The organism is Helicobacter sp. 11S03491-1 (genome assembly GCF_002272835.1).
In the GTDB taxonomy this organism is placed as follows: Bacteria; Campylobacterota; Campylobacteria; order Campylobacterales; family Helicobacteraceae; genus Helicobacter_J.
Genome location: NZ_MLAO01000009.1, coordinates 53589 through 74684, shown reverse-complemented (window position 1 = coordinate 74684; position 21096 = coordinate 53589). Strand labels below are relative to the sequence as shown.

The following is a 21096-nucleotide window of genomic DNA, read 5'->3' as shown; positions in this document are numbered from 1 at the left end:
ATTTTCGAGTTTAGCACCCTTATCCAGAGAAATATTGCCTTTCCCGCCAACCCCACCGGTATTGTGGAGATTGATAGAGTGATCTTTCATGGCATAGCCATTTGTGCCATTGCCTGAGAAGGTGACGGTGGTCTGATAATCCATTGAATATTCTTTGTTTTCATCATCTCCGGTAAATTCGATATTCTGAATAATATTCCCATCAAGTTCGCTATTTTTAAAAGTTAGTTTCGTAATGATAGAAGAATAACTATTATTTTGTGTCCAAATATCAATATTCCCGGTAATAATATCAACATTCCCTTTCATGTTGGCTTGATTGAAGGTTACATCCATTAAACCTACATCGGTGCTGATATCTCCGATTATGGCATAACCACTTTCTCCATTCCCGTTAAAAACAGCTGTAGTTCCAAATTTTTCAGGAGTGGGGATGGTGCCCACAAAGAATGCTGTATTGATTAGATTACCATTCAAGGTAGAGTTTGTAAAATTTACTTTTGTTTTAGGAACTTTTGTGGATGAGGAGCCTGTATTGGTTGTGGTAATATCTCCTGTCATAGTAGAATCTGTAAAAGTTACATTAAAGTAATCTCCACTATTTTCCATATAACCCTCAAAGTTAGATTTATTTTTTAAGTTAATGGTAATTCTGCCCCCATCACCAAAATTGTCATCATAATTGCTCCAAACATCTCCTTTATAATTTGCACCATCAAAGTTAAGGGTATTAGCCCCACTATATGCACCGATAGTTCCTACAAATGCATAACCTTTGAGATCATCATCACTATTACCCTCATAATTTCCTTCAAAAGTAAAGATAGAGGTTTTGCCACGTCGATATGCTCGGTCGCTATAAACGATATCGCCCTCCCATGCGGAATCTTTGAAATTCATGGTTATGCTAGAGCCATTTGTCATGGCAGTTGTAGGTTTAATGGTTGTTAAAATGCTTTTATTGGCATTGAGCGTGAATTTGCTATCTCGTCTTGCGAAACCGGATATAAACACGCTTTTTTCATCCGGCATGAATGTATCGCTTAGAGTTATATAACCTTTGATTGAAACAGAATCAAGATCTTCATAACTTCCTCCTATACAAGCCTCGGTAGAAGTGTTAGAACAAGTGCTGTCACCAAAGGGAGTTTTAATAATAGCATCACTATAAACAGGAGAAAAAGGTAGAGTAAGCGCACAAAGAGCTGCAGAAACAATTAAAGAAGATTTTTTAGATGGATACATTGCTTTGGTATGTATTGTTTTTGTTCGATCTCCCGTAGAGACATAGATAGTATCATTGGAATACACATTCTTCTTTTTGTTCATACCGGCATCCTTTTTGATGATTTTGACAAATAGCAATATTTTTATTGCAATTAAAGTATTTGTATAGGAATTAAAACAATTTATTAATGAAAAATAGCTTAAATGATATATCAGTTTATTTTATTTTAAATTTACTTATTATATATTTTTTTTAAAATATAGTATTTTTATGGATTATATCAAATGATATGGTTATCTAAGTTAATTAATAACATCATAAATAAATCTTATGAATCTATAGTATTTTTCTGTATCTTTTAATATATTGAAGTGAATTATGAAAGTATTGCAGTGTAAATGAAAGATAATCACTTAAGAATAATTTTTTGATGAAAATTTTAAGAAGGATGGACTTGGGGCAATAGGTTTTATCTGAAAATTCTGTAAAAGGATATAGAGAATTTGATCCAAAGAGAGTCAGCAAGGTTTTGCAATAAAATGTCTTTTAGTTTTCTTTATCATTTCATAGTCAGTTTTTGTTAGTGATTGATGAACTTAGATAGCTAATGTTTTTTATAGTTGATTTTTAAATTCTATTGATTTTTTTACATGCAATTTTTTCTATTAATATCAAGATTGTTTCTTACTTCTTATTTTTTCCTATGGGGTGAATCATCTGTAAGGTTTTGGATATATCCTTTGTAGTTCAGATGTTTTTTAACCGGCAAAAAATCAAACAAAGTGTATTCTTGAGGGCATTTAGAGATGGTTTATAAAATACCGTTTTTATAAAGTTTATAAAACTCTTTTGCACTTCTTCCGCTACGATTACCTTTGATCCCGGCATAATTAAGGGCTGGATTTTTAATACTTTCAAATTCTTGATTATCCTTGCACAAACTTTTTACAATCGCGAGATATTCTTGTGTCCCTAAAGCATAAATACCAATGCTAAGACCAAATCTGTCACTTAAAGAAATAATTTCATCATAAACATCTTTTTGATGTATTTCTTGAATATTTTCTTCTTCAACAATAAGGTGTCGTCTGTTTGAGGTTGCATACATCAAAATATTTTGGGGAGTTTTTTCAAGAGATCCTTCAAGGATGCTTTTAAGAGATTTGTAGCTTTGATCCCCCTTTTCAAATGATAAATCATCACAATAAATTAAAAATCTAAATGTCTGTTCTCTGAGAGTATCGATCAAAAAAGGCAATATACTCAGATCATTTTTTTCAATTTCAATCACGCGCAATGTAGCATGGAATTGGTTGAGAAATTTTGTGAGTACTCCTTTTATCATTGAGCTTTTGCCACATCCTCTGGCACCCCAAATAAGAACATGGGAAGCAGGGTTTTTATTACAAAATGCCAGGGTATTTTTCTCTAATTTTCCTATTTCTTCTTCTAACCCTAAAAGAGTGTTTGTATCTAAATAATCAAACTCTTTAACGGGGTGAAAATAACCCCCCTCATAATGGCGAAATATACATGCTTTTGTTTGATTCCAGTCGCATTGGAGGTTCATTTTATTCCTTCTTGAAGTTGCATTTTGTTCAAAAATTTGTACTTTGTCATGCTTGTGGTTTTGAAGCAAGGTATTCTTCATAGCTTCCTTTGAAGTCAATCATTTTTGCTCCATTTTGAGTAGTGATAAATTCAATAATGCGGTTAGCATATGCATCAATAAGCTCACGATCATGGCTAACACAAATCACACAACCTTCAAATTTATAAAGAGCTTCTCCCAGCGCAATAATAGATTCTAAATCCAAATGGTTGGTTGGCTCATCAAGCACTAAAAAATTTCCCCCTTCAAGCATTAATTTTGAAAGCACCATTCGGTGTTTTTCCCCTCCGCTAAGGGCATCGATGCTTTTTTCTTGCTCTTCCCCACTAAAAAGCATTCTTCCCAGACTTGTTCGTATTTCAGAAGAGTCCATTTTCTTATCAAAATTTCGTAACCATTCATAAAGGGTTTCTTTGCCTTTGATTTCTTCGCTTACGTTTTGGGGAAAATACCCTTTTTGGATTGTAGCCCCCCATTTTACACTCCCGCAATCAGGCTTGAGTTCTTCTACAATCACTTTGCACAAAGTGCTTTTACCCACTCCGTTGGTACCTATAATAGCAATTTTATCTCCCGGAAGAATCTTGAGATTTATATTTTCAAACACTTTATGATCCCCATAAGACTTGGATATGTTTTCGCATTCAAGGGCTTCATTCCCTATGGTGCGTTTGGGTTTAAAAACAATGCTTGGATCGCGTCTGCTTGAGACAGAAAGGCTTTCAATGTTAAGTTTTTCAAGCTGTTTTTGTCTGGAGGTAGCTTGTTTTGCCTTGCTGGCATTAGCAGAAAACCTCGCAATAAAAGACTCAAGCTCTTCTTTTTCTTTGAGTTTTTTGTTGCGTTCGGCTTCTTGTTGTTTGCTAATAAGTGTTGAGGCAATATACCAATCATCATAGTTGCCGCTGAATTCTCTTAGAGTGTGAAAATCCATATCAAGGATATGAGTGCAAACCGCATTTAAAAAATGTCTATCATGGCTGATGACAACCATTGTTCCCTCATGGCGTTTGAGGTTCTCTTCAAGCCAAGCAATAGAGTGTAAGTCAAGATTGTTAGTAGGTTCATCCAGAAGTAAAATATCCGGTTTTGGGAAGAGGACTTGGGCAAGCAAGATTTTGAATTTGTCCCCTCCGGTAAGCGTTTTCATTAGTTGGTCATGAATTTGGGCAGGAAAACCCAGATCTTCTAAAATTTTTTGAATTACTATTTCATATTCATACATAGGATCTTCTTCTGCACAAATAATTTCAAGCTCTCCTAAGCGCTCATTGATTTTTTCATCACTGAGATCCCCTTGTTCATAAAGTTTTTCTTTTTCTTTGGTGGCATCATAAAGGCGTTTATTCCCTATTAAAACAGCATCTTTGAGTGTGAGATTTTCATAAGCATATTGATCTTGTCCCAGCACACCTAATTTCAATCCTTGATCAATAAGGACTTCTCCACTGCTTGCTTCATAAATCCCACTAAGGATTTTTAAAAAGGTACTTTTCCCTGATCCGTTAGCTCCAATAAGCCCATAACGTTTATTTTTGTCTAGCTTTATACTGACATTTTCAAAAAGCTTTTTTGTCGCATAGCTCATAGTGAGGTTGATTGTCTGTAACATAAATTGTCCTTGCATAGATTTTAGAAATTATTGCTAAAATTCTACCAAAACTCCTAAAGATATAAAATTTAATTTAGATAAAAGTTATACAATTCGCACCAAACAAACGTAACTAACCGGAACACAAACAACTTCACATAAGGAGAAGATATGGAAATGCTTGCTCGTATTTATAGAAAAAAGCGTTATTTGGTTTATTTTATCATTACAATTATTTCTATTGGATTGCCTTTTATTACAATCAATGGTAACCATATTTTTTTATTATCTTTTGATCATATGGAACTTCATCTTATGGGCGTTGTTTTTAATGTCCAAGAATTTTATTTATTGCCTTTTTTATTGATTATTTTGTTTGTGGGTATATTTTTTATGACGACATTAGGAGGTCGGGTGTGGTGTGGTTGGAGCTGCCCACAGACGATCTTTCGTGTGATTTATCGAGACTTGATTGAAACAAAGCTTTTGGGTCTGCGCAAGAAAATATCTAACAAACAAGAGAAGCCTAAATTTAATATTTTTTCTAATGATATAAAGAAGATTGTTGGCATCTTGATTTTTAGTATTATCGGGCTGAGTGCTTCAGCAGTATTTTTATTTTATTTTGTTCCTCCTGAGGACTTTTTTACTTATTTGGCTTCTCCTTTAGATCATAAAATTTTGCTTGTATTTTGGTTTTGTATTGCTGCATTTCTTATTTTTGATATTACTTTTATCGCTGAAAATTTTTGTATTTATATGTGTCCTTATGCCAGGGTACAATCAGTTCTTTATGATGATGATACGATTATGGCTATCTATGATGAGAAACGCGGAGGGCATATTTATGATCCTAATGGTAATAAAATCCTACAAGCGCCTAAAAAGAGAGATGTAAATGCAGAATGTATTGCTTGTGAAAAATGTGTCCAAGTCTGCCCTACACATATTGATATACGCAAGGGAATGCAATTAGAATGTATCAATTGTCTTGAATGCGCAGATGCTTGCACAGCTGTTATGGGTAAATTGGGCAAACCTTCATTGGTGCAATGGAGTTCTCCTAATTCTATAGAGACAAAAACTAAAGTCAAATATTTTAGATTCCGGACAATTGGGTATATGGTTGTTTTGGTTCTTGTATTCATTATATTGCTTATTATGGGGGGTGAAAAGGAAAAAATGCTTTTGAATATTACACGCACTACTGAACTTTATGAGATTAAAAGTGGAGGTAAGGTTGATAATGACTATATCTTTTTATTCCAAAATACAGACAAAAAAGACCATTTGTATTCTTTTAGAATTACAAATACAGACGATATAGAGATTATACGCCCTTACAAAGATATACTTTTGAGGGCAGGGAACAAGATGAAAGTGGTGGTTATTTTGCGAGCAAAAAAATCTATGGGAGAGAATACCAACACAGATGCTACAATACCTATTATTGTTGAGGCATTTGCCAGTGATGATCCCAAAATTAAGGTAGAGAGGAAAACCGTCTTTGTTTATCCTCGTGAGGATTTATTGAAGGATAAGTGAGGCGTTTTATCAAAAAAGCCTCAAAAATAATATAAAGATATCCGAATATTTTAGAGTATTTTATAGTATAATATTTGCATAGACAACTAAAAATGTAAAAAATATTTTGGAATGAGGCAAACAAATCTTAAAAGCCATAGGTTTAGGATTTTGTTTTAGATTTAGGAGTAGGAATGGAATTCCATCAAGCAGATAGAAAATCTTATTTATACTATTTAAAGTATCAAAATAAATTTAGAAATACTGCTATAAAGAATGTGAAAAATATAGGGTTTAGAATTCTATTTTTAGTATTTATCACTGCTTTATTGTCTATCAAAACTCTTTATGGTCTTACAAACGTAACAAGTAATTTTACCAGTTTAGCTTCAGGCAGTTGGAATGATGATGGGGTTGTAAATGGTTGGGCGGGGTATAGCACTTATACTTATTCGCCTACTTATAGTTTTGGGAATCATACTCTGACTTTTCAAGGTCATAATTCTCCATCAGATGGTCGGGGAGGGGGTTATGTAGGGAAGCAATATGTAACCATCAATGCAGGCAAGGTTATTTTAGACACTAATTCTGATCTCAAAGTTGGAAGTTGGGGGGCAGGGAATGCTGCAACCATTACCTTCAATGCTCCTGTTAGTATGAATCAAGGAAGCTCTATTAGTATTACGGGGAGTTCGGCTGTAACATTCTCAAAGGGATTAAGCGGAACGGGTGCTATTTATGCAGACGGTAGTCTCAATGTCTCTACAAGTTTCCAAGCCCAATACATTCGCATGGGCGAAGGTAAGACAGTAAATGCATTGGGTGTAGGTTCAGGACAAGAGATTCAAATAGAGACTCTGACTAATTCTCATTCCGGTCTTTTAGCATTTTATACATCGACATTAGATACTCATGCAAAAGTTACTCTTAATATGATTAATATTAGTAATTATGGGGGTGGGAGAAGTATATTTGTCAATACTCATGGTTATGGAGATATTGTATTAAATGGTCCTCTTTGGGTTAATGGAAGCGCAGGGGGATCCGGACTCTCAGGTTCAACAGCGACTTTTAAACTCAATGGAAAAGATATCACTTTTAGCCAAGATGTGAGGCTTGGGTATTATAATAAACTTATTGCTTCAGGGGAAGGCAGTTTTAATGCCAAAAAAATTTATGTCGGTGGCGGAGTAGCTGCCGGGGGTGATTCGATATTGGATTTTCAAGGCATGAAGGGCAGCACTACAATCCAAACTCTGGAACTTATCACCGCAAGTATCTATGGCAAAAATTTCAATATCACTAACCTTATAGAGCACAAAGGAGCTTCAAGATCTGTTTTTTATACTAATATTGGTACAAGTACTATAGGTACTCTTACACTTGATGTTGGTGGTAGCAATGCAGATAATACAATTCTAGAGTTTAGAGGAGGAGGGGATTCTCTTCATATTACTACAGCTGACATCAAGAGTTGGGCTATCTTGGATGCTTCTAAAATTAACAAACTTACTATTGATACGCTCAAGTCTTCATATGCCACAATACAAGCAAAAGAGCTTGTGCTAAACAATGCAGATTTTAGTGATAACAAAACCTATCTCTATGCTGACACCACTACATCTAATGGCACTATATCGCTTAATAATGGCGCAGAGTTGTGGCTAAAAAGTGGTCAAAGTTTTAGTGCAGATACTCTGAATATGGATAATAATTCTAAATTATATGCTGCAAGCAATAATGGAGGGATGAGTGGGGCTACAACCATCAAACATATTCTTTTTAACAATTCTCAAATTTATGCGAATAATCTTATGACAGATGATATTACGATTAAAAATAATGCAAGTGTGTTTTTAAGCAATGGGAGTTCTTATACCAATCGGGGGGATTTGAATATTGCAGATGGAAGTTCTTTGGGAATCAATGGGGGTGATTTTGTCAATGATGGGAAATTAAATATTATATTAGGTGATGATCCTGCCAAAAATGCTCAAAATCTCATCAATGTTCTGAATGGTTCTTTTACATTTGATATGACCCAATATGATACAGGAAAAAAAGATCCTTATGCAGCAGATACCAACACTACCATAAAAGCTCCAAAAGCCCAAATTAATGTGAGTATCAATCCTGTAGGGATTGAAGTAGGCAAAACTTACAATCTCCTTACAACTGCAAATGGAATTAAATTTAAAGACAATAATGCAGTTTATGATTCAAACACAACTCAATACAATACTTACAAAGCCCAACTCAACCAAAGAATATTTTTTAATACAACAGATGGAAGTCCTTTGGCTGTAAAGTATTGGATGAGTGATGATGATCGAAGCATAGGATTTTTATATGATAATGGCAAACATTATGTAGATGCCACTCCTTTTATTAAGCCCGGAGTTTGGGTATTTGGAATCGGGCAAGGAAGCGCAGCATTTGGTTCTATAGGGGGAATACCCGGAGCAAGTGGGTTAGCAAAGGATTATACCCTTGTGCTGCAAGCCCAAAAATTTCATAATAATATTACCAATCAAGACGAAAATACAGTGTATTATCTTCAAAATCTTAGTTATAACAATTATGGCAATAGAAGTGCGAAATTTACAATTGATGCAAGTGGGAGTGACTTTGCCTTAGGAAAAAATCAAGATATAGGCGGGACAGGTGGGGTTGTCAATATCGGTCCTTATAATGCCAAATCTACAATGCTCATTAAAGCAGAGAATATCTTTTTGGGAGGGACAATCAATTTGGGTGATGGAGGTTTGATAAGTGGTCATCTTGAGCTGCAATCAAATGGCAAAGTTTTAGGAGATGATCCAAGTTCTGTAATCAATATAAAAAATCACTCCGGTTTGAAAGCTATAGGCGGCAACACTTTTCAATATGCCGGGATTATTAATCTCTCCGGTAATCAGACTGTAACTGATGAGGTAGGGTTAGATTTGAGTGCTATAAGTGGTTCTATTAGTATTGGTACACTGAATGCTACAGCTGCCAGACCCAATAGTGTAGATCCTAATGCCGGGATAAAAATGAAAAATTTTGTCATTAATAATTTAAAAGTTTATAATGGCAATGGAGGCTTGATTAATAATTTCTATTCAGAATTTACTACAAACATCGGGACATCTACCATTAAAAATCTCACATTAGTAGCAGGGACAAGTGGATTAAATCAGTCAGGTTTGATTTTTAGCAATGGGGGAGAGAAACTCACCATTGAGAGGGCAAATATCGGATCATGGTCATTTTTAGATGCAAGTAAGATTACAGATACTGTAATCACTAAAGAGCTTGACTTGCCTTATTCCGGGAAAATTGTATTTGGGCCGGATGATAAACATGGCGCTATGTTTCATAACCTTACTTTAGAGGAGGGGGCGGTGATGAACTATGGGGGCAGTAGTGATTTGAGTATTAATGGAAATTTTTTAAACCAAAATGCTCTGATTAATATCACTCCCAATGGAAATGAGATTAAACCTGTAAGCGTTAAAGGAAATGCAACTTTTTATTTTGATGAGAGTAAGACAAATGAAAATGGAAAAGCTCCTGCTTTGATTAAAGTAAATAATGTCAATGGACTTAATTTCAATCAAACTTATACTCTTTTTGAAGCGGGAGGAACAATTACTTATATTGATAAAAATGTTAGTGGTAAAGAGATTTCATCTACCCCTACAGACAATCCCAATCAAGATCAAAAAGCCACCAATAATCTTCTTTATAGTGAAATGGCTGATAGAATTTTGCTTCTTAGTAATGGAAAAGAAATGGCAGGGGTTGATATTAGTGTTGATAATAAGAAAATTTCATTTATTATCAATGAGAACGATTTGAAAAATCCCTATGATCCCAATGATATTCGTTATTGGTTTTATAAAAAGGGTGGGCAAGAGTGGATTAACAAGATCGATGATACAGGGAGCGAAATTATGCCATGGTTCCAAACCTTAATGATAGATAAGCATAGTTCTTTTTGGGCAAAAAATCAAGTTCTCAGTAATGATTTGGGGTATTTTATCCATTTGGGCAATCAGCTTAAAAGCACTATTAATCAACTTTCCTCTGTGAGTCGTAAGAATAATTCTACTGCAGCTATTAGGCTTGCTACAGATGTCAGCAAAACGAATCGATTGGTAAAACTCTCCAGCACTCAATCAGATATGCCTACTTTTGCAGATATGCTTCGAGAATTGAAGGGTAAGCATTTTGCTGATGCCAAAAACAATGGCATAGGACTTATTTATAAATATGCTAATCGTAGTACTTATAAAAATAATTTATGGGCAACTGCTATTGGAGCAGCAAGTTTTGTAGATGGGGGGAATAGCACACTCTATGGAGTGAATGTGGGTTATGATAGGTTTATTAATAATGTCATTGTAGGTGGGTATGTAGCTTATGCACAAGGGGAATATACAGGAGATATTATTCGCAATCGTTCTTATAATGCCAATGCAGGTTTTTATACAAGGGCTTATGTAGGTGATAGCGAATTTGATTTTTCTATAAGTGAGACTGTGGGGATCAATAAAGAAAAACTCTATTCTCAAGAGGAAGTTTTCCAACCATTGAATCAAAAATATCATTATGAAACTTATACAACTAATATCAATCTCAATTATGGCTATGTCTTTGGAATCAATGACAAATCTATTGTTTTGAAACCTCAAATTGGGCTGAGTTATTATTTTATTGGTGCAACAAAGTTTTCAGGAGATGTTTTTAATCCAAGCAACGAGGATTTACGTGTTCAAGCAAATGCAGATAAAAAACAAGATATCACTCTTAATCTGGCGGTTGAAACAAGACAATATCTCAACCACTCCTCTTATTGGTATTTTATTGCCGGAGTAAGCAGAGATCTTTTCCTTAAGTCTAAAGGAGATCAAGAGGTGCGATTTATCGGCAATAATACATTGAGCTACAAGAAAGGTGATGGGTTCAATACATATGGTTCTGTGACTGCAGGAGGAGAAATGGAGCTTTTTAGAAGAATTTATATCAATCTGGGATTGGGTGCAAAAGCCGGGATTGCTTATAAAGATATTAATATTAATGGCAATGTGGGTATGCGTTATGTATTCTAGTATTACCTAGAGATTTTTGAAATAATTCATTTGCAATAATTAGAATTCTTTTTATTTTATATATAATATAGATTTATATTATATTAATAAGGGGCAAATAATGAAAACAAATGCTGATTTTACCCATCAAAAGCGTCTTTTGAATAAAAAAGATATTAAAACTCTCTCTTTGTCTTCGCTTGGAGGGACATTAGAATTTTATGATTTTATTATTTTTGTATTTTTTGCTACAGTGATTTCTCAACTCTTTTTCCCTCTCACGCTTGATCCTTTTTGGAGTTCGCTCAATACATATGGAACATTTGCTGCAGGATATTTTGCCAGACCTTTGGGTGGAATTATCATGGCGCATTTTGGAGATAAAAACGGGCGTAAAAATATGTTTATGCTTTCAATTTTGTTGATGGTCATCCCTACGTTTTTAGTAGGTGTTTTGCCTACTTATGAAGATATTGGATATTTTGCTCCTATTATTTTACTTATTGTGCGTATTCTTCAGGGGATTGCCATAGGTGGAGAATTGCCCGGTGCGTGGGTATTTATCTCTGAACATGTGCCCAAAAGACGTTTGGGATTTTCTGTTGGTGTACTTACAGCTTGCGTTGTGGGGGGAATTTTACTTGGTTCTATTATCGCTTTTTTAATTAATAAATTTTTTACTCCTTTAGAGATTTCCCGGTATGCTTGGAGAATTCCTTTTATTTTGGGGGGAATATTTGGAATTATTTCTATTTTTCTAAGAAGATATTTAGAAGAAACTCCGGTTTTCAAAGAAATCAAAGCTCAAAATGCTTTGTTAAAACTCCCTCTCAAAAAAGTCTTTACTGATTCTAAAAAAAATATTATTATTTCTATGGCGCTAACTTGGATACTTACAGGGTGCATTATCGTGCTTGTTTTACTGATGCCAAATATGATGCAAAAAATTCTTAATGTTTCAAGAGTAGAAATTATTCTTATACAAATGCTGGTAATCTTGAGTGTAGGTATTGGGTGTATTTTATCGGGTGTATTTGCAGATAAATTTGGAATTTGGAAAACAGGTTGTGTTTTTTCTCTGGGATTTGGGATCACTTCTTTGATATTTTTCTATGCTCTTTATCATGAAGGTTCTCTCCGGAGTGTTTTTATTTGGTATGTAGTTGCAGGTATTTTTGCAGGAGTGATGAATTTCACTCCTTTGATTATGGTATCTGTTTTTCCGGCAAATATAAGATTTAGCGGGTTATCTTTTTCTTATAATTTAGCTTATGCTATTTTTGGAGGACTAGCCCCTATTTTAGTAGTGAGTTTGAATGCTTATGAACCCATGTGGGTAGGGTATTATTTATTATTTTTAGGATTATTGGGGTTTGGAGTGAGTGTATATCTGAAAGAGAAAATCAAATAAATTTTATTTATCAAGGCTATCTATGAAAAATTTATCTTTAGGCAAAACCCTAAATAAACAGCATATCAAAACCCTCTCTTTATCTTCGCTTGGAGGGACATTAGAATTTTATGATTTTGTTATTTTTGTATTTTTTGCTACGGTAATCTCTCAACTGTTTTTTCCGGCAGATATTCATCCGTTTTGGAGTACATTTAATACATATGCCACATTTGCAGCGGGATATTTTATACGTCCTTTGGGTGGGATTATCATGGCGCATTTTGGAGATAAAAACGGGCGTAAAAATATGTTTATGCTTTCAATTTTGTTGATGGTCATCCCTACGTTTTTAATTGGTATTTTGCCTACTTATGAAGATATTGGATATGGAGCAATTTTGTTGCTTGTTGTTATGAGGATTCTTCAAGGGATTGCCATAGGTGGGGAATTGCCAGGTGCGTGGGTATTTATCTCTGAACATGTGCCCAAAAGACGTTTGGGGTTTTCATTAGGAATATTGACTGCTTCAATTACAGGGGGTATTTTATTGGGTTCTATTGCTTCTTTGATTATCCATTTTATTTATAATGAAGTTGAAATTTCCCGGTATGCTTGGAGAATTCCTTTTATTTTGGGGGGAATATTTGGAATTATTTCTATTTTTCTAAGAAGATATTTAGAAGAAACTCCGGTTTTCAAAGAAATCAAAGCTCAAAATGCTTTGTTAAAACTCCCTCTCAAAAAAGTCTTTACTGATTTTAAAAAAAATATTGTTATCTCCATGACGATGACTTGGATACTCACAGGGTGTATTGTTATTTTGGTGCTTTTGATGCCTAATTTTATGAAAAAAGTATTGGATGCTTCAAGCATAGAAATTACCCTTATCCAAATGGTTGTAATTTTTGCGCTTGGGGTAGGGTGTGTAGTAACAGGGTTTTTGAGGGATAAGTTTGGCACAATTAGGATTTTGGGTATTTTTTCTCTGGGATTTGGGATCACTTCTTTGATGTTTTTCTATACTCTTTATCATGGGGTTTTACTTCAATGGATTGTTTTTTGGTATATTTTGGCAGGTATTTTTGCAGGAGTTGTAAATTTCACTCCTTTGATTATGGTATCTGTTTTTCCGGCAAATATAAGATTTAGCGGGTTATCTTTTTCTTATAATTTAGCTTATGCTATTTTTGGAGGACTAGCCCCTATTTTAGTAGTGAGTTTGAATGCTTATGAACCCATGTGGGTAGGGTATTATTTATTATTTTTAGGATTATTGGGGTTTGGAGTGAGTGTATATTTACGATCACAAGATTTAGATTAATATGAGATTTTATTTCTATGATAAAATACGTTATCCAAAATGACAAAGAGGCGCTATGGCAATTACAATTTTTGGTGGTGGGGCTTGGGGTAGAGCATTAGCTTTTGGATTTGCAAAAAAAAATAAAGTTTATATTGTATCAAGGCGAGATATTTCCGGTTTGCTTTTACCCTTAAACAAATCGCCTGAGAATGTTTCTCCTATTGTCCAATGTTCTGTAGAAGAAAGCCTAAAATCGCAGTATTTTGTTATTGCTATTACAACTTCTGCCTTGAGGGAATGGTTTAGCTTGACTCCTTTGGCTTCAAATGTAAAAATCATGATTGCTTCTAAAGGTATAGAGGAGGGGACAGGGGCTTTTGTTGGTGATATTGCGCAAGATTTTGTCGATAAACAAAATTTATGTTTTCTTGCAGGTCCAAGTTTTGCCAAAGAAGTAACTTTGGGCTTGCCTTGCGCATTGGCTATTCATTCAAGTAACACTTTGCTTGCTGAGGAATTTGCTAATTTGATGCCGGCGTTTATCAAACCATATGTAAAAGATGATGTGATTGGAGGAGAGGTGGCCGGAGCATATAAAAATGTGATTGCCATAGCAGGAGGGATTTGTGATGGGCTCAATCTTGGGCAAAATGCCAAAGCCTCATTATTGTCGCGTGGGCTTGTAGAAATGTGTCGGTTTGGAGAATATTTTGGAGCCAAAATACAAACCTTTTTAGGGCTTTCCGGTGCCGGAGATTTGTTTTTGAGTGCAAATTCCATTCTTTCAAGAAATTATCGCGTAGGGTTGGGGTTAGCGCAAAATAAAGCCATAGAAGATATCTTAGGCGATCTTGGAGAGGTGGCTGAGGGGGTTAAGACTGCCAAGGCAATTACTCAAATTGCTCAAAGAGAAAAGATTTATACACCTATTGCTACTGAGGTTCAAGAAATCATTGAAGGCAAAAGCCCTATCAAAAGTATGAATACCCTTATGCAGCGATAATAAAACATTAATTGAAAGGATTTTTATGGCCTTGGAAGAGAATAGTTTTTCTGATATTTTACTCAAACTTCAAAGTTTTTGGAAATCTCAAGGTTGCTTGATAATGCAACCTTATGATATTCCTGCAGGCGCAGGCACATTTCATCCTGCTACCCTTTTAAGAAGTCTTGATAGCAAGCCTTGGAGTGTGGCTTATGTTGCTCCTTCGCGTCGTCCTACAGATGGGAGGTATGGACAAAATCCCAATCGCTTAGGGAGTTATTATCAATTTCAAACTCTCATCAAACCTAGCCCTGAAAATATTCAAGAGCTTTATTTGAAAAGTCTTGATGTCTTAGGGCTTAATGCCAAAGATCATGATATACGATTTGTTGAAGATAACTGGGAATCTCCTACACTTGGGGCATGGGGACTTGGATGGGAGGTCTGGTTAGATGGTATGGAAGTAACTCAATTTACATATTTTCAGCAAGTAGGGGGGATTGCTTGTGATCCTGTGGCTGTAGAAATTACTTATGGAGTGGAGCGTTTGGCTATGTCGATTCAAAATGTTGATTCTATTTTGGATATAAAATGGGCAAAAGGGGCTGATGGAGAGAGTATTAAATATGCTAGAGTGCATCTGGAAAGTGAGTATGAGTTTAGTAAATATCATTTTGAAGTTGCAGATACTCAAATGCTTTTTGAAATGTTTGAAAAGACGCAACAAGAAGCCAAAAGATGTCTTGAAGCAGAGATTCCTCTCCCTGCATATGATTACACGATGATGAGTTCGCATTTTTTTAATATTTTAGATGCCAGAAAGGCAATTTCTGTAGCCCAAAGACAGAATTATATCCTTAAAATTCGCGATCTTGCCAAAGGTTGCGCAGTGTTGTATAAAGATCAAGAGTCCCAAAGAGAAGAAAGACTGAGGGTATATTCATGAAGGTTTCTCAAATTTATGATTTCTTAAATACCCTTTCTCCCTTTTCTCTTCAAGAGAGTTGGGATAATAGCGGGCTAAATTTAGGGATCATCGAAGGTGAGGTTCAAAGCATTTACACATGCTTGGAACTTACTTTCCCAATTGTTAAAGAAATCGCACCTCAAAGTCTTGTTATCACTCATCACCCTTTGTTTTTTAAGCCATTAAAGACTTTTATCTATGATAATTATCCTGCTAATCTTGCAAAGATTTTGATAGAAAAAAATTGCTCTGTTATTTGTATGCATACCAATTTTGATACCACGCATCTTAACCCTTATTTTGCTAAAGAAGTTTTAGGGTTTGAAAATCTAAAATCCGGTGGCATAGCCTTAAATACCCCTATAGATTCTATAGATTTTGAAATTTTATTGAAAGATATCAAGCAAAAATTAGCTATACATAACCTACTGTATGTTCAAGCCACGCATAAGATTGATCATATTTATATTGTATGCGGAGGGGGATCTTCTTATCTTTATAATGGCGAAATGAAGAGTAGGTCTTGCTTGATTACAGGGGATATTAAATATCACGATGCTATGATCGCAAAATCTTTGGGGATTAGTCTCATTGACGTAGGACATTATGTTAGTGAAAGATTTTTTCCAAAAATTGTAGAATCTATTTTGAAAACTAAGGGTTATCAGGCTATAATTAAAGACTGTGAAAATCCATTTGCGTATCTATAAGGATAAAATATGAATAAAGATCTCCACCAACTCATTCAGATATCTAATCTTGATAAAGAAATTGATGCCCTAGAACCTCAAATTGAGCTTAAAAGAGGCGAGCTTGATAAAGCAATCCGATCTAAGGAATCCAAAAATAGAGAATTGCTTGCTTTAGAGGAAGAAAAAGAGGGTATTAAGCTTCAGATTTCTAGAAATAATCAAGTTTTACAAGATATGGGCGCTAAACTTGAATCTGTTTATAAAAAAATCTCTGAAGTTCGATCAGAAAGAGAACTTAAGGCGCTTAATGTTGAAGAAGAAATTGCCAAAGAACAAATTGCTCAAGCCAATCAAGAAATACAAAGACTTGAAGGGGAGCTGGATCATAAATTTGGAATGCAAAAATCTATTCAAACAGCTATTGCCCAATTAGATGAAACTATCAAATCTCTTGAAGGCAAGGTCAATGAGGATATTGAAGAAATCAAAGCGCAACAACATGAAATTTTTGATGAAAAACAGAAACTTATTGTTGTAATGGATCAAAAATTGATTGGCTTTTATGAGAAAGTTAGAAAATGGGCAAAAAATTCAAGCGTTGTTCCTGTTAGGAAACAAGCATGTGGAGGGTGTTTTATCAGAATCAACGATCGCGTATATGCTGAAATTATTCAAAGTAACGATATTATTACTTGTCCTCATTGTGGAAGGATTCTTTATATTGAAGAATCTTAATAGAGCTTTTTGATGTTTGAAGTGATATATTATTTATTAACAGTTATAGTTTATATTATTTCGCTTCCATTATTACTTTTTGCTTTATTGAAGTCTAAATACAGGCATTCTATCCCTGCAAGATTTTTTCTCAAAGATTTTTATCTTTACACGTCTCCTGCTTTTTGGTTTCATGCTTGTTCTTATGGTGAGATAAAATCCTTGGAACCCATCATCAAAGCAATGCCTCTAAAACCTATTCTTATTACAACTATTACACAAACCGGATTTGATTTAGCAAGACACACATATCAAGATTACGCCCATATACAAGTTAAGTTTTTGCCTTTTGAAATTTTTATTCCTTTTTGGAAAAAAAAACTTCAATTTCTTCAAACTCTCATTATCACAGAGGCAGAATTGTGGTATTTGGTGCTAAAGACTGCTAAAAATGTGGGAGCAAAAACAATGCTTATCAATTCTAGAATTTCTACGCATTCTTTCCCCAGGTATAAAAAAATTGCATGGTTTTATAAGAGGTTGTTCCATCAGATTGATGAAGTTCTCGCACAAGGGAAGGATGACATTTTAAGACTTGAATTATTAGGAGCAAAAAATCCAAAGGTTTTTGGAAATCTTAAACTTCTAGGCACCCCTCATATTCGCACTCATTATCCCAAAAGTCCAAAACTTACTATCATCGCAGCAAGCACTCATCCCGGAGAAGAAGAATTGATTTTGCAAGCTTTTTTAAAGCTCAGAGATTCTCTGGAAAAATGTTGGCTTATTGTCGTTCCCAGACATCCTGAGAGGTTTAAGGAAGTTGAGAGATTTATTGAAAAAACACTTGCAAATACTCCTTATAAATATAAAGTTTTTTCCCAAGAGGGTTTTTCTCAAGAATGTGATGTTTTGCTTGCGGATATTTTAGGAGAACTCTTTAATCTTTATGCCATTGGCGATGTGGTTATTTTGGGTGGATCGTTTGATAAAATAGGAGGTCATAATCCACTTGAGCCGGCATTTTTTCATACAAAGCTTCTTAGTGGTCCTCATATTTTTAATCAAAGCGCTCTTTTTGAGGCTATTGAAGGGTACCAAATTGTTGAGGCAAATCAATTAGCCCAAACTCTTTGTAATTATCATTTTTTGCCAAATACAAATATTTTAAATCAAGATAATAAACTTCAAAGTCTTCTGAATTCTATTACAAATTCTCATCATCATTTCTAAGGAAAAATATGGAAAAAGCCTATAAACTTTTAAGTCTGCAAGAAAAAATTTCAAATAAAAAGGCTAAAACTTTAATCGATAAGGGTCTTGTAAGTCTAAAAGGTAAAAAAATCATGCTCGGACGCATGGAATTACCTAAAGATTCTATTTTTCAAATTTCTCAAGTCCAAAAACCCAAAGTTATTTTTGAAGACAAAAATATTCTTGCTGTGGATAAACCCCCTTTTATTGAGAGCTATGAGTTAGCTCAAATGTTTAAAGACCGGGTATTGTTGCATCGATTGGATAAGGATACAAGTGGGGTTATTTTGTTTGTAAAAGACAGGAGTCCTTTCCATTTGCAAGCAAAAAATGCCTTTAAAAATCAAGAAGTATATAAGGAATATCTTGCTTTGGTAGAGGGGATTGTTAGCCAAGAGTGCGAAATCAATAAGCCTATCTTGACAATTAAAACCACTCACGCTAAAAGCAAAATTTCCAAAGCAGGGCTTCAGGCGCAAACTTATATCAAGCCACTTCGCATTATAGGTAAAAAAACCTTGCTTGAAGTTGTTATCAAAACAGGACGCACACATCAAATCAGAGTACATTTAAAAAGTATTTTTCACCCCATTGTTGGAGATAATTTTTATGGGGGTATGGATGCAAAACGTTTAATGCTTCATGCCCATAAAATTTCTTTGTTGGGATATGAGTTTGTTTCTCAAGAGCCTATGGAGTTTCAAAATTTATAGTTTATTCTTGAAATATTTTTCAAAATATATTTCAATTTAAATAAACTAAAATAAATATGCAATAGCAAATATGAAGGAAAGATAACATGTTAAAATTATTTTTTATATGTATTGAAGTTTATAGGAAATGCCGTTATTTCAATGATGACAAAAAAATCATAAAATATCGGATGGCTGTTGGGGTAGTTAAAATGAGATAAGAATGATAATTAAGGGGAGACAATGATTATTGAAACTCAAGAAGTTCAAAATGGGATAATGGTAAAATATGAAGGCAAAATTAAAACTTATGCTAATTTTTTAGAATTCAAAAGCGCCATGATACCCATTGTAAAACAAATCAAGCAAACTCCCAATCAAACTCTTTTTGTCTTTTTTGTTCATGCTTACCCTATTAATTCTTATGCTTTGGGTTATTTGCTTAAACTGAAAGAAAATGATTTGATAGATGTAAAAATTTATACTGATGAGATGAAGTTATTCAATCTATTTGAGAATATAAGTTTAGATAAGAAACTTGAAATTTCAATCAAACAAAATTAACAAAGGAAAAAGATGTATAGCAAATGGAATGAAATTTATAGTATTTTTAATCCCATAGCTTTTGAAATATTTGGTATTCAAGTGCATTGGTATGGCATTGCTTATGTTTTAGCCTTGTTGGTTTCTCTTTATATTGCTAAATATTTTATAAGACATGATCCACAAAGATTCCCTATTTCAAATAAAAATATAGATAATTATTTTATTTGGGTTGAAATTGGTGTTATTTTGGGAGCAAGAATTGGGTATATTGCTATTTATGATCCAAATAGTTTGTATTATTTTAGCCATCCTTGGCAGATTTTTAATCCTTTTGATATGCAAGGTAATTTTGTAGGGATTCGGGGCATGAGTTATCATGGAGCTTTGATTGGATTTTTGATAGCTTCTGTTTTGTTTGCATACAAGAAACATCAAAAGTTTTTACTTTATATGGATTTGGTTGCCATAAGTGTGCCCTTAGGTTATGTATTTGGTAGGATTGGTAATTTCCTTAATCAAGAACTTTATGGTCGTATTGTGCCTTTAGGAGATAGTTGGGGACAAAAAATTGGCATTCTTGTGAATAGCGAACTTCGCTATCCTAGCCAGCTTATTGAAGCTTTTTTAGAAGGAATTGTTGTTTTTATCCTTGTCATAATTGCAAAAAAATTTTTAAAAACACAAGGTATGCTTATTGTTGTTTATGGCGTATCTTACGGGATTATGCGCTTTGTTGCTGAATTTTGGCGTGAGCCTGATGTGCAAATGGGATATTATTTTGGGGGGTTGAGTATGGGGCAGATTTTAAGCATCCTCATGATTTTGGTTTCCTTAGGATTGTTATTTTATATCAAAAGCAAAAAAAATGTCTAAAACACGTGCATGGATATTTCTCATGATTGCTATAGTTGCAGAAGTGATTGCCACTATTTCTCTCAAAGTTTCTTCCGGGGATTTATGGGGATATATTTTAATGGGGATTTTTATTATTTTTTCATATTATATGATGGGTTTATCCGTGAAAATTATCCCTATTAGCATTGCTTATGCAATGTGGGAAGTTTTGGGGTTGATATTGATTTGTAGTTTTGGCATAGTTGTTTTCGGAGAGATTTTAACTTTTTATCAAAAGCTTGGCTTAGGCTTTGGTATTATTGGGATTATTTTAATCAACTTAGGCAAAAAATAATGAGTATTTATTTTGTTTTCATTGTTTTTGCAGCATTCCTTGATGTTATCGCCAATCTTATGTTAAAAAAATCTGAAGGTTTTAGTCATAAATTCTTAGGTATAGGTTCTATCATTTTGGTTTTGTGCGCTTTTATTAGTCTTTCTATTGCTCTGAAAGAAGTTTCTTTAAGTATTGCTTATTGTGTTTGGGGGACAATTGGAATTATTGGGACTGTTTTTGGAGGGTATTTATTTTTTGGTGAAAGACTTAAGCTTATTGGTTGGGTTGGAGTTATCTTTGTTGTTGTCTCTGTTGTGTTATTGAGTGCTTTTTAGAGGATTATTTTTAC

The 21096-nt window shown here is 34.2% G+C and carries 17 protein-coding genes; 14 read left to right on the top strand and 3 right to left on the bottom strand.

Annotated elements, in window-relative coordinates:
• The 3 genes from BKH45_RS06875 to BKH45_RS06865 all read right to left on the bottom strand — a co-directional run.
• The coding region (locus tag BKH45_RS06875) for a hypothetical protein (RefSeq protein ID WP_143428393.1) at window positions 1–1329 on the bottom strand (1329 nt) is incomplete at its 3' end.
• Between the two features lie 710 nt (window positions 1330–2039).
• Window positions 2040–2879 carry an ATP-binding protein gene (locus BKH45_RS06870; protein WP_257874517.1) on the bottom strand — a complete coding sequence of 280 codons (840 nt, stop codon included), beginning with the start codon at window positions 2877–2879 and terminating at the stop codon, window positions 2040–2042.
• Window positions 2845–4452 (bottom strand): ATP-binding cassette domain-containing protein, encoded by a 1608-nt coding sequence (locus BKH45_RS06865; RefSeq protein WP_095274746.1) that lies wholly within the window; start codon window positions 4450–4452, stop codon window positions 2845–2847. Before BKH45_RS06865 ends, BKH45_RS06870 begins: the two co-directional genes overlap by 35 nt.
• A gap of 150 nt (window positions 4453–4602) precedes the next feature.
• On the opposite strand from BKH45_RS06865, the gene ccoG reads away from it, so the two are divergent.
• The 14 genes from ccoG (at window position 4603) to BKH45_RS06795 (ending at window position 21082) form a co-directional block, all read left to right on the top strand.
• Window positions 4603–5976 (top strand): cytochrome c oxidase accessory protein CcoG, encoded by a 1374-nt coding sequence (ccoG, locus tag BKH45_RS06860; RefSeq protein ID WP_095274745.1) that lies wholly within the window; start codon window positions 4603–4605, stop codon window positions 5974–5976.
• Window positions 5977–6149: 173 nt separating this feature from the next.
• Window positions 6150–11051 (top strand): vacuolating cyotoxin family protein, encoded by a 4902-nt coding sequence (locus BKH45_RS06855; RefSeq protein ID WP_095274744.1) that lies wholly within the window; start codon window positions 6150–6152, stop codon window positions 11049–11051.
• Between the two features lie 100 nt (window positions 11052–11151).
• Window positions 11152–12441, top strand: coding sequence for an MFS transporter (locus tag BKH45_RS06850; RefSeq protein WP_095274743.1), 1290 nt, complete (start codon window positions 11152–11154; stop codon window positions 12439–12441).
• A gap of 22 nt (window positions 12442–12463) precedes the next feature.
• Window positions 12464–13744, top strand: coding sequence for an MFS transporter (locus BKH45_RS06845; protein ID WP_095274742.1), 1281 nt, complete (start codon window positions 12464–12466; stop codon window positions 13742–13744).
• Between the two features lie 55 nt (window positions 13745–13799).
• Complete coding sequence (locus BKH45_RS06840) at window positions 13800–14729, top strand: NAD(P)H-dependent glycerol-3-phosphate dehydrogenase (RefSeq protein ID WP_095274741.1); 930 nt, start codon at window positions 13800–13802, stop codon at window positions 14727–14729.
• Between the two features lie 25 nt (window positions 14730–14754).
• Window positions 14755–15657, top strand: coding sequence for a glycine--tRNA ligase subunit alpha (gene glyQ, locus BKH45_RS06835; protein ID WP_095274740.1), 903 nt, complete (start codon window positions 14755–14757; stop codon window positions 15655–15657).
• Window positions 15654–16388 carry a Nif3-like dinuclear metal center hexameric protein gene (locus BKH45_RS06830; protein ID WP_095274739.1) on the top strand — a complete coding sequence of 245 codons (735 nt, stop codon included), beginning with the start codon at window positions 15654–15656 and terminating at the stop codon, window positions 16386–16388. The genes glyQ and BKH45_RS06830 overlap by 4 nt, the downstream gene beginning before the upstream one ends.
• A gap of 9 nt (window positions 16389–16397) precedes the next feature.
• Entirely contained in the window at window positions 16398–17105 is a 708-nt protein-coding gene (locus BKH45_RS06825; protein WP_095274738.1) for a zinc ribbon domain-containing protein, read from the top strand.
• Between the two features lie 12 nt (window positions 17106–17117).
• The gene (waaA, locus tag BKH45_RS06820) at window positions 17118–18317 is read left to right on the top strand and encodes a lipid IV(A) 3-deoxy-D-manno-octulosonic acid transferase (RefSeq protein WP_095274737.1); all 1200 of its coding nucleotides are present in this window, start codon (window positions 17118–17120) and stop codon (window positions 18315–18317) included.
• An 8-nt stretch (window positions 18318–18325) separates the two neighbouring features.
• Window positions 18326–19051 carry an RluA family pseudouridine synthase gene (locus BKH45_RS06815; protein ID WP_095274736.1) on the top strand — a complete coding sequence of 242 codons (726 nt, stop codon included), beginning with the start codon at window positions 18326–18328 and terminating at the stop codon, window positions 19049–19051.
• Window positions 19052–19273: 222 nt separating this feature from the next.
• Window positions 19274–19594 (top strand): hypothetical protein, encoded by a 321-nt coding sequence (locus BKH45_RS06810; protein WP_095274735.1) that lies wholly within the window; start codon window positions 19274–19276, stop codon window positions 19592–19594.
• 12 nt (window positions 19595–19606) lie between these two features.
• Complete coding sequence (gene lgt / locus BKH45_RS06805) at window positions 19607–20449, top strand: prolipoprotein diacylglyceryl transferase (RefSeq protein WP_095274734.1); 843 nt, start codon at window positions 19607–19609, stop codon at window positions 20447–20449.
• On the top strand, window positions 20442–20765 hold the full coding sequence (locus BKH45_RS06800; protein ID WP_095274733.1) for an SMR family transporter: 324 nt from the start codon (window positions 20442–20444) through the stop codon (window positions 20763–20765). Before lgt ends, BKH45_RS06800 begins: the two co-directional genes overlap by 8 nt.
• A 5-nt stretch (window positions 20766–20770) precedes the next feature.
• On the top strand, window positions 20771–21082 hold the full coding sequence (locus BKH45_RS06795) for an SMR family transporter (RefSeq protein ID WP_257874519.1): 312 nt from the start codon (window positions 20771–20773) through the stop codon (window positions 21080–21082).
• The last annotated feature ends 14 nt before the right edge of the window (window positions 21083–21096 follow it).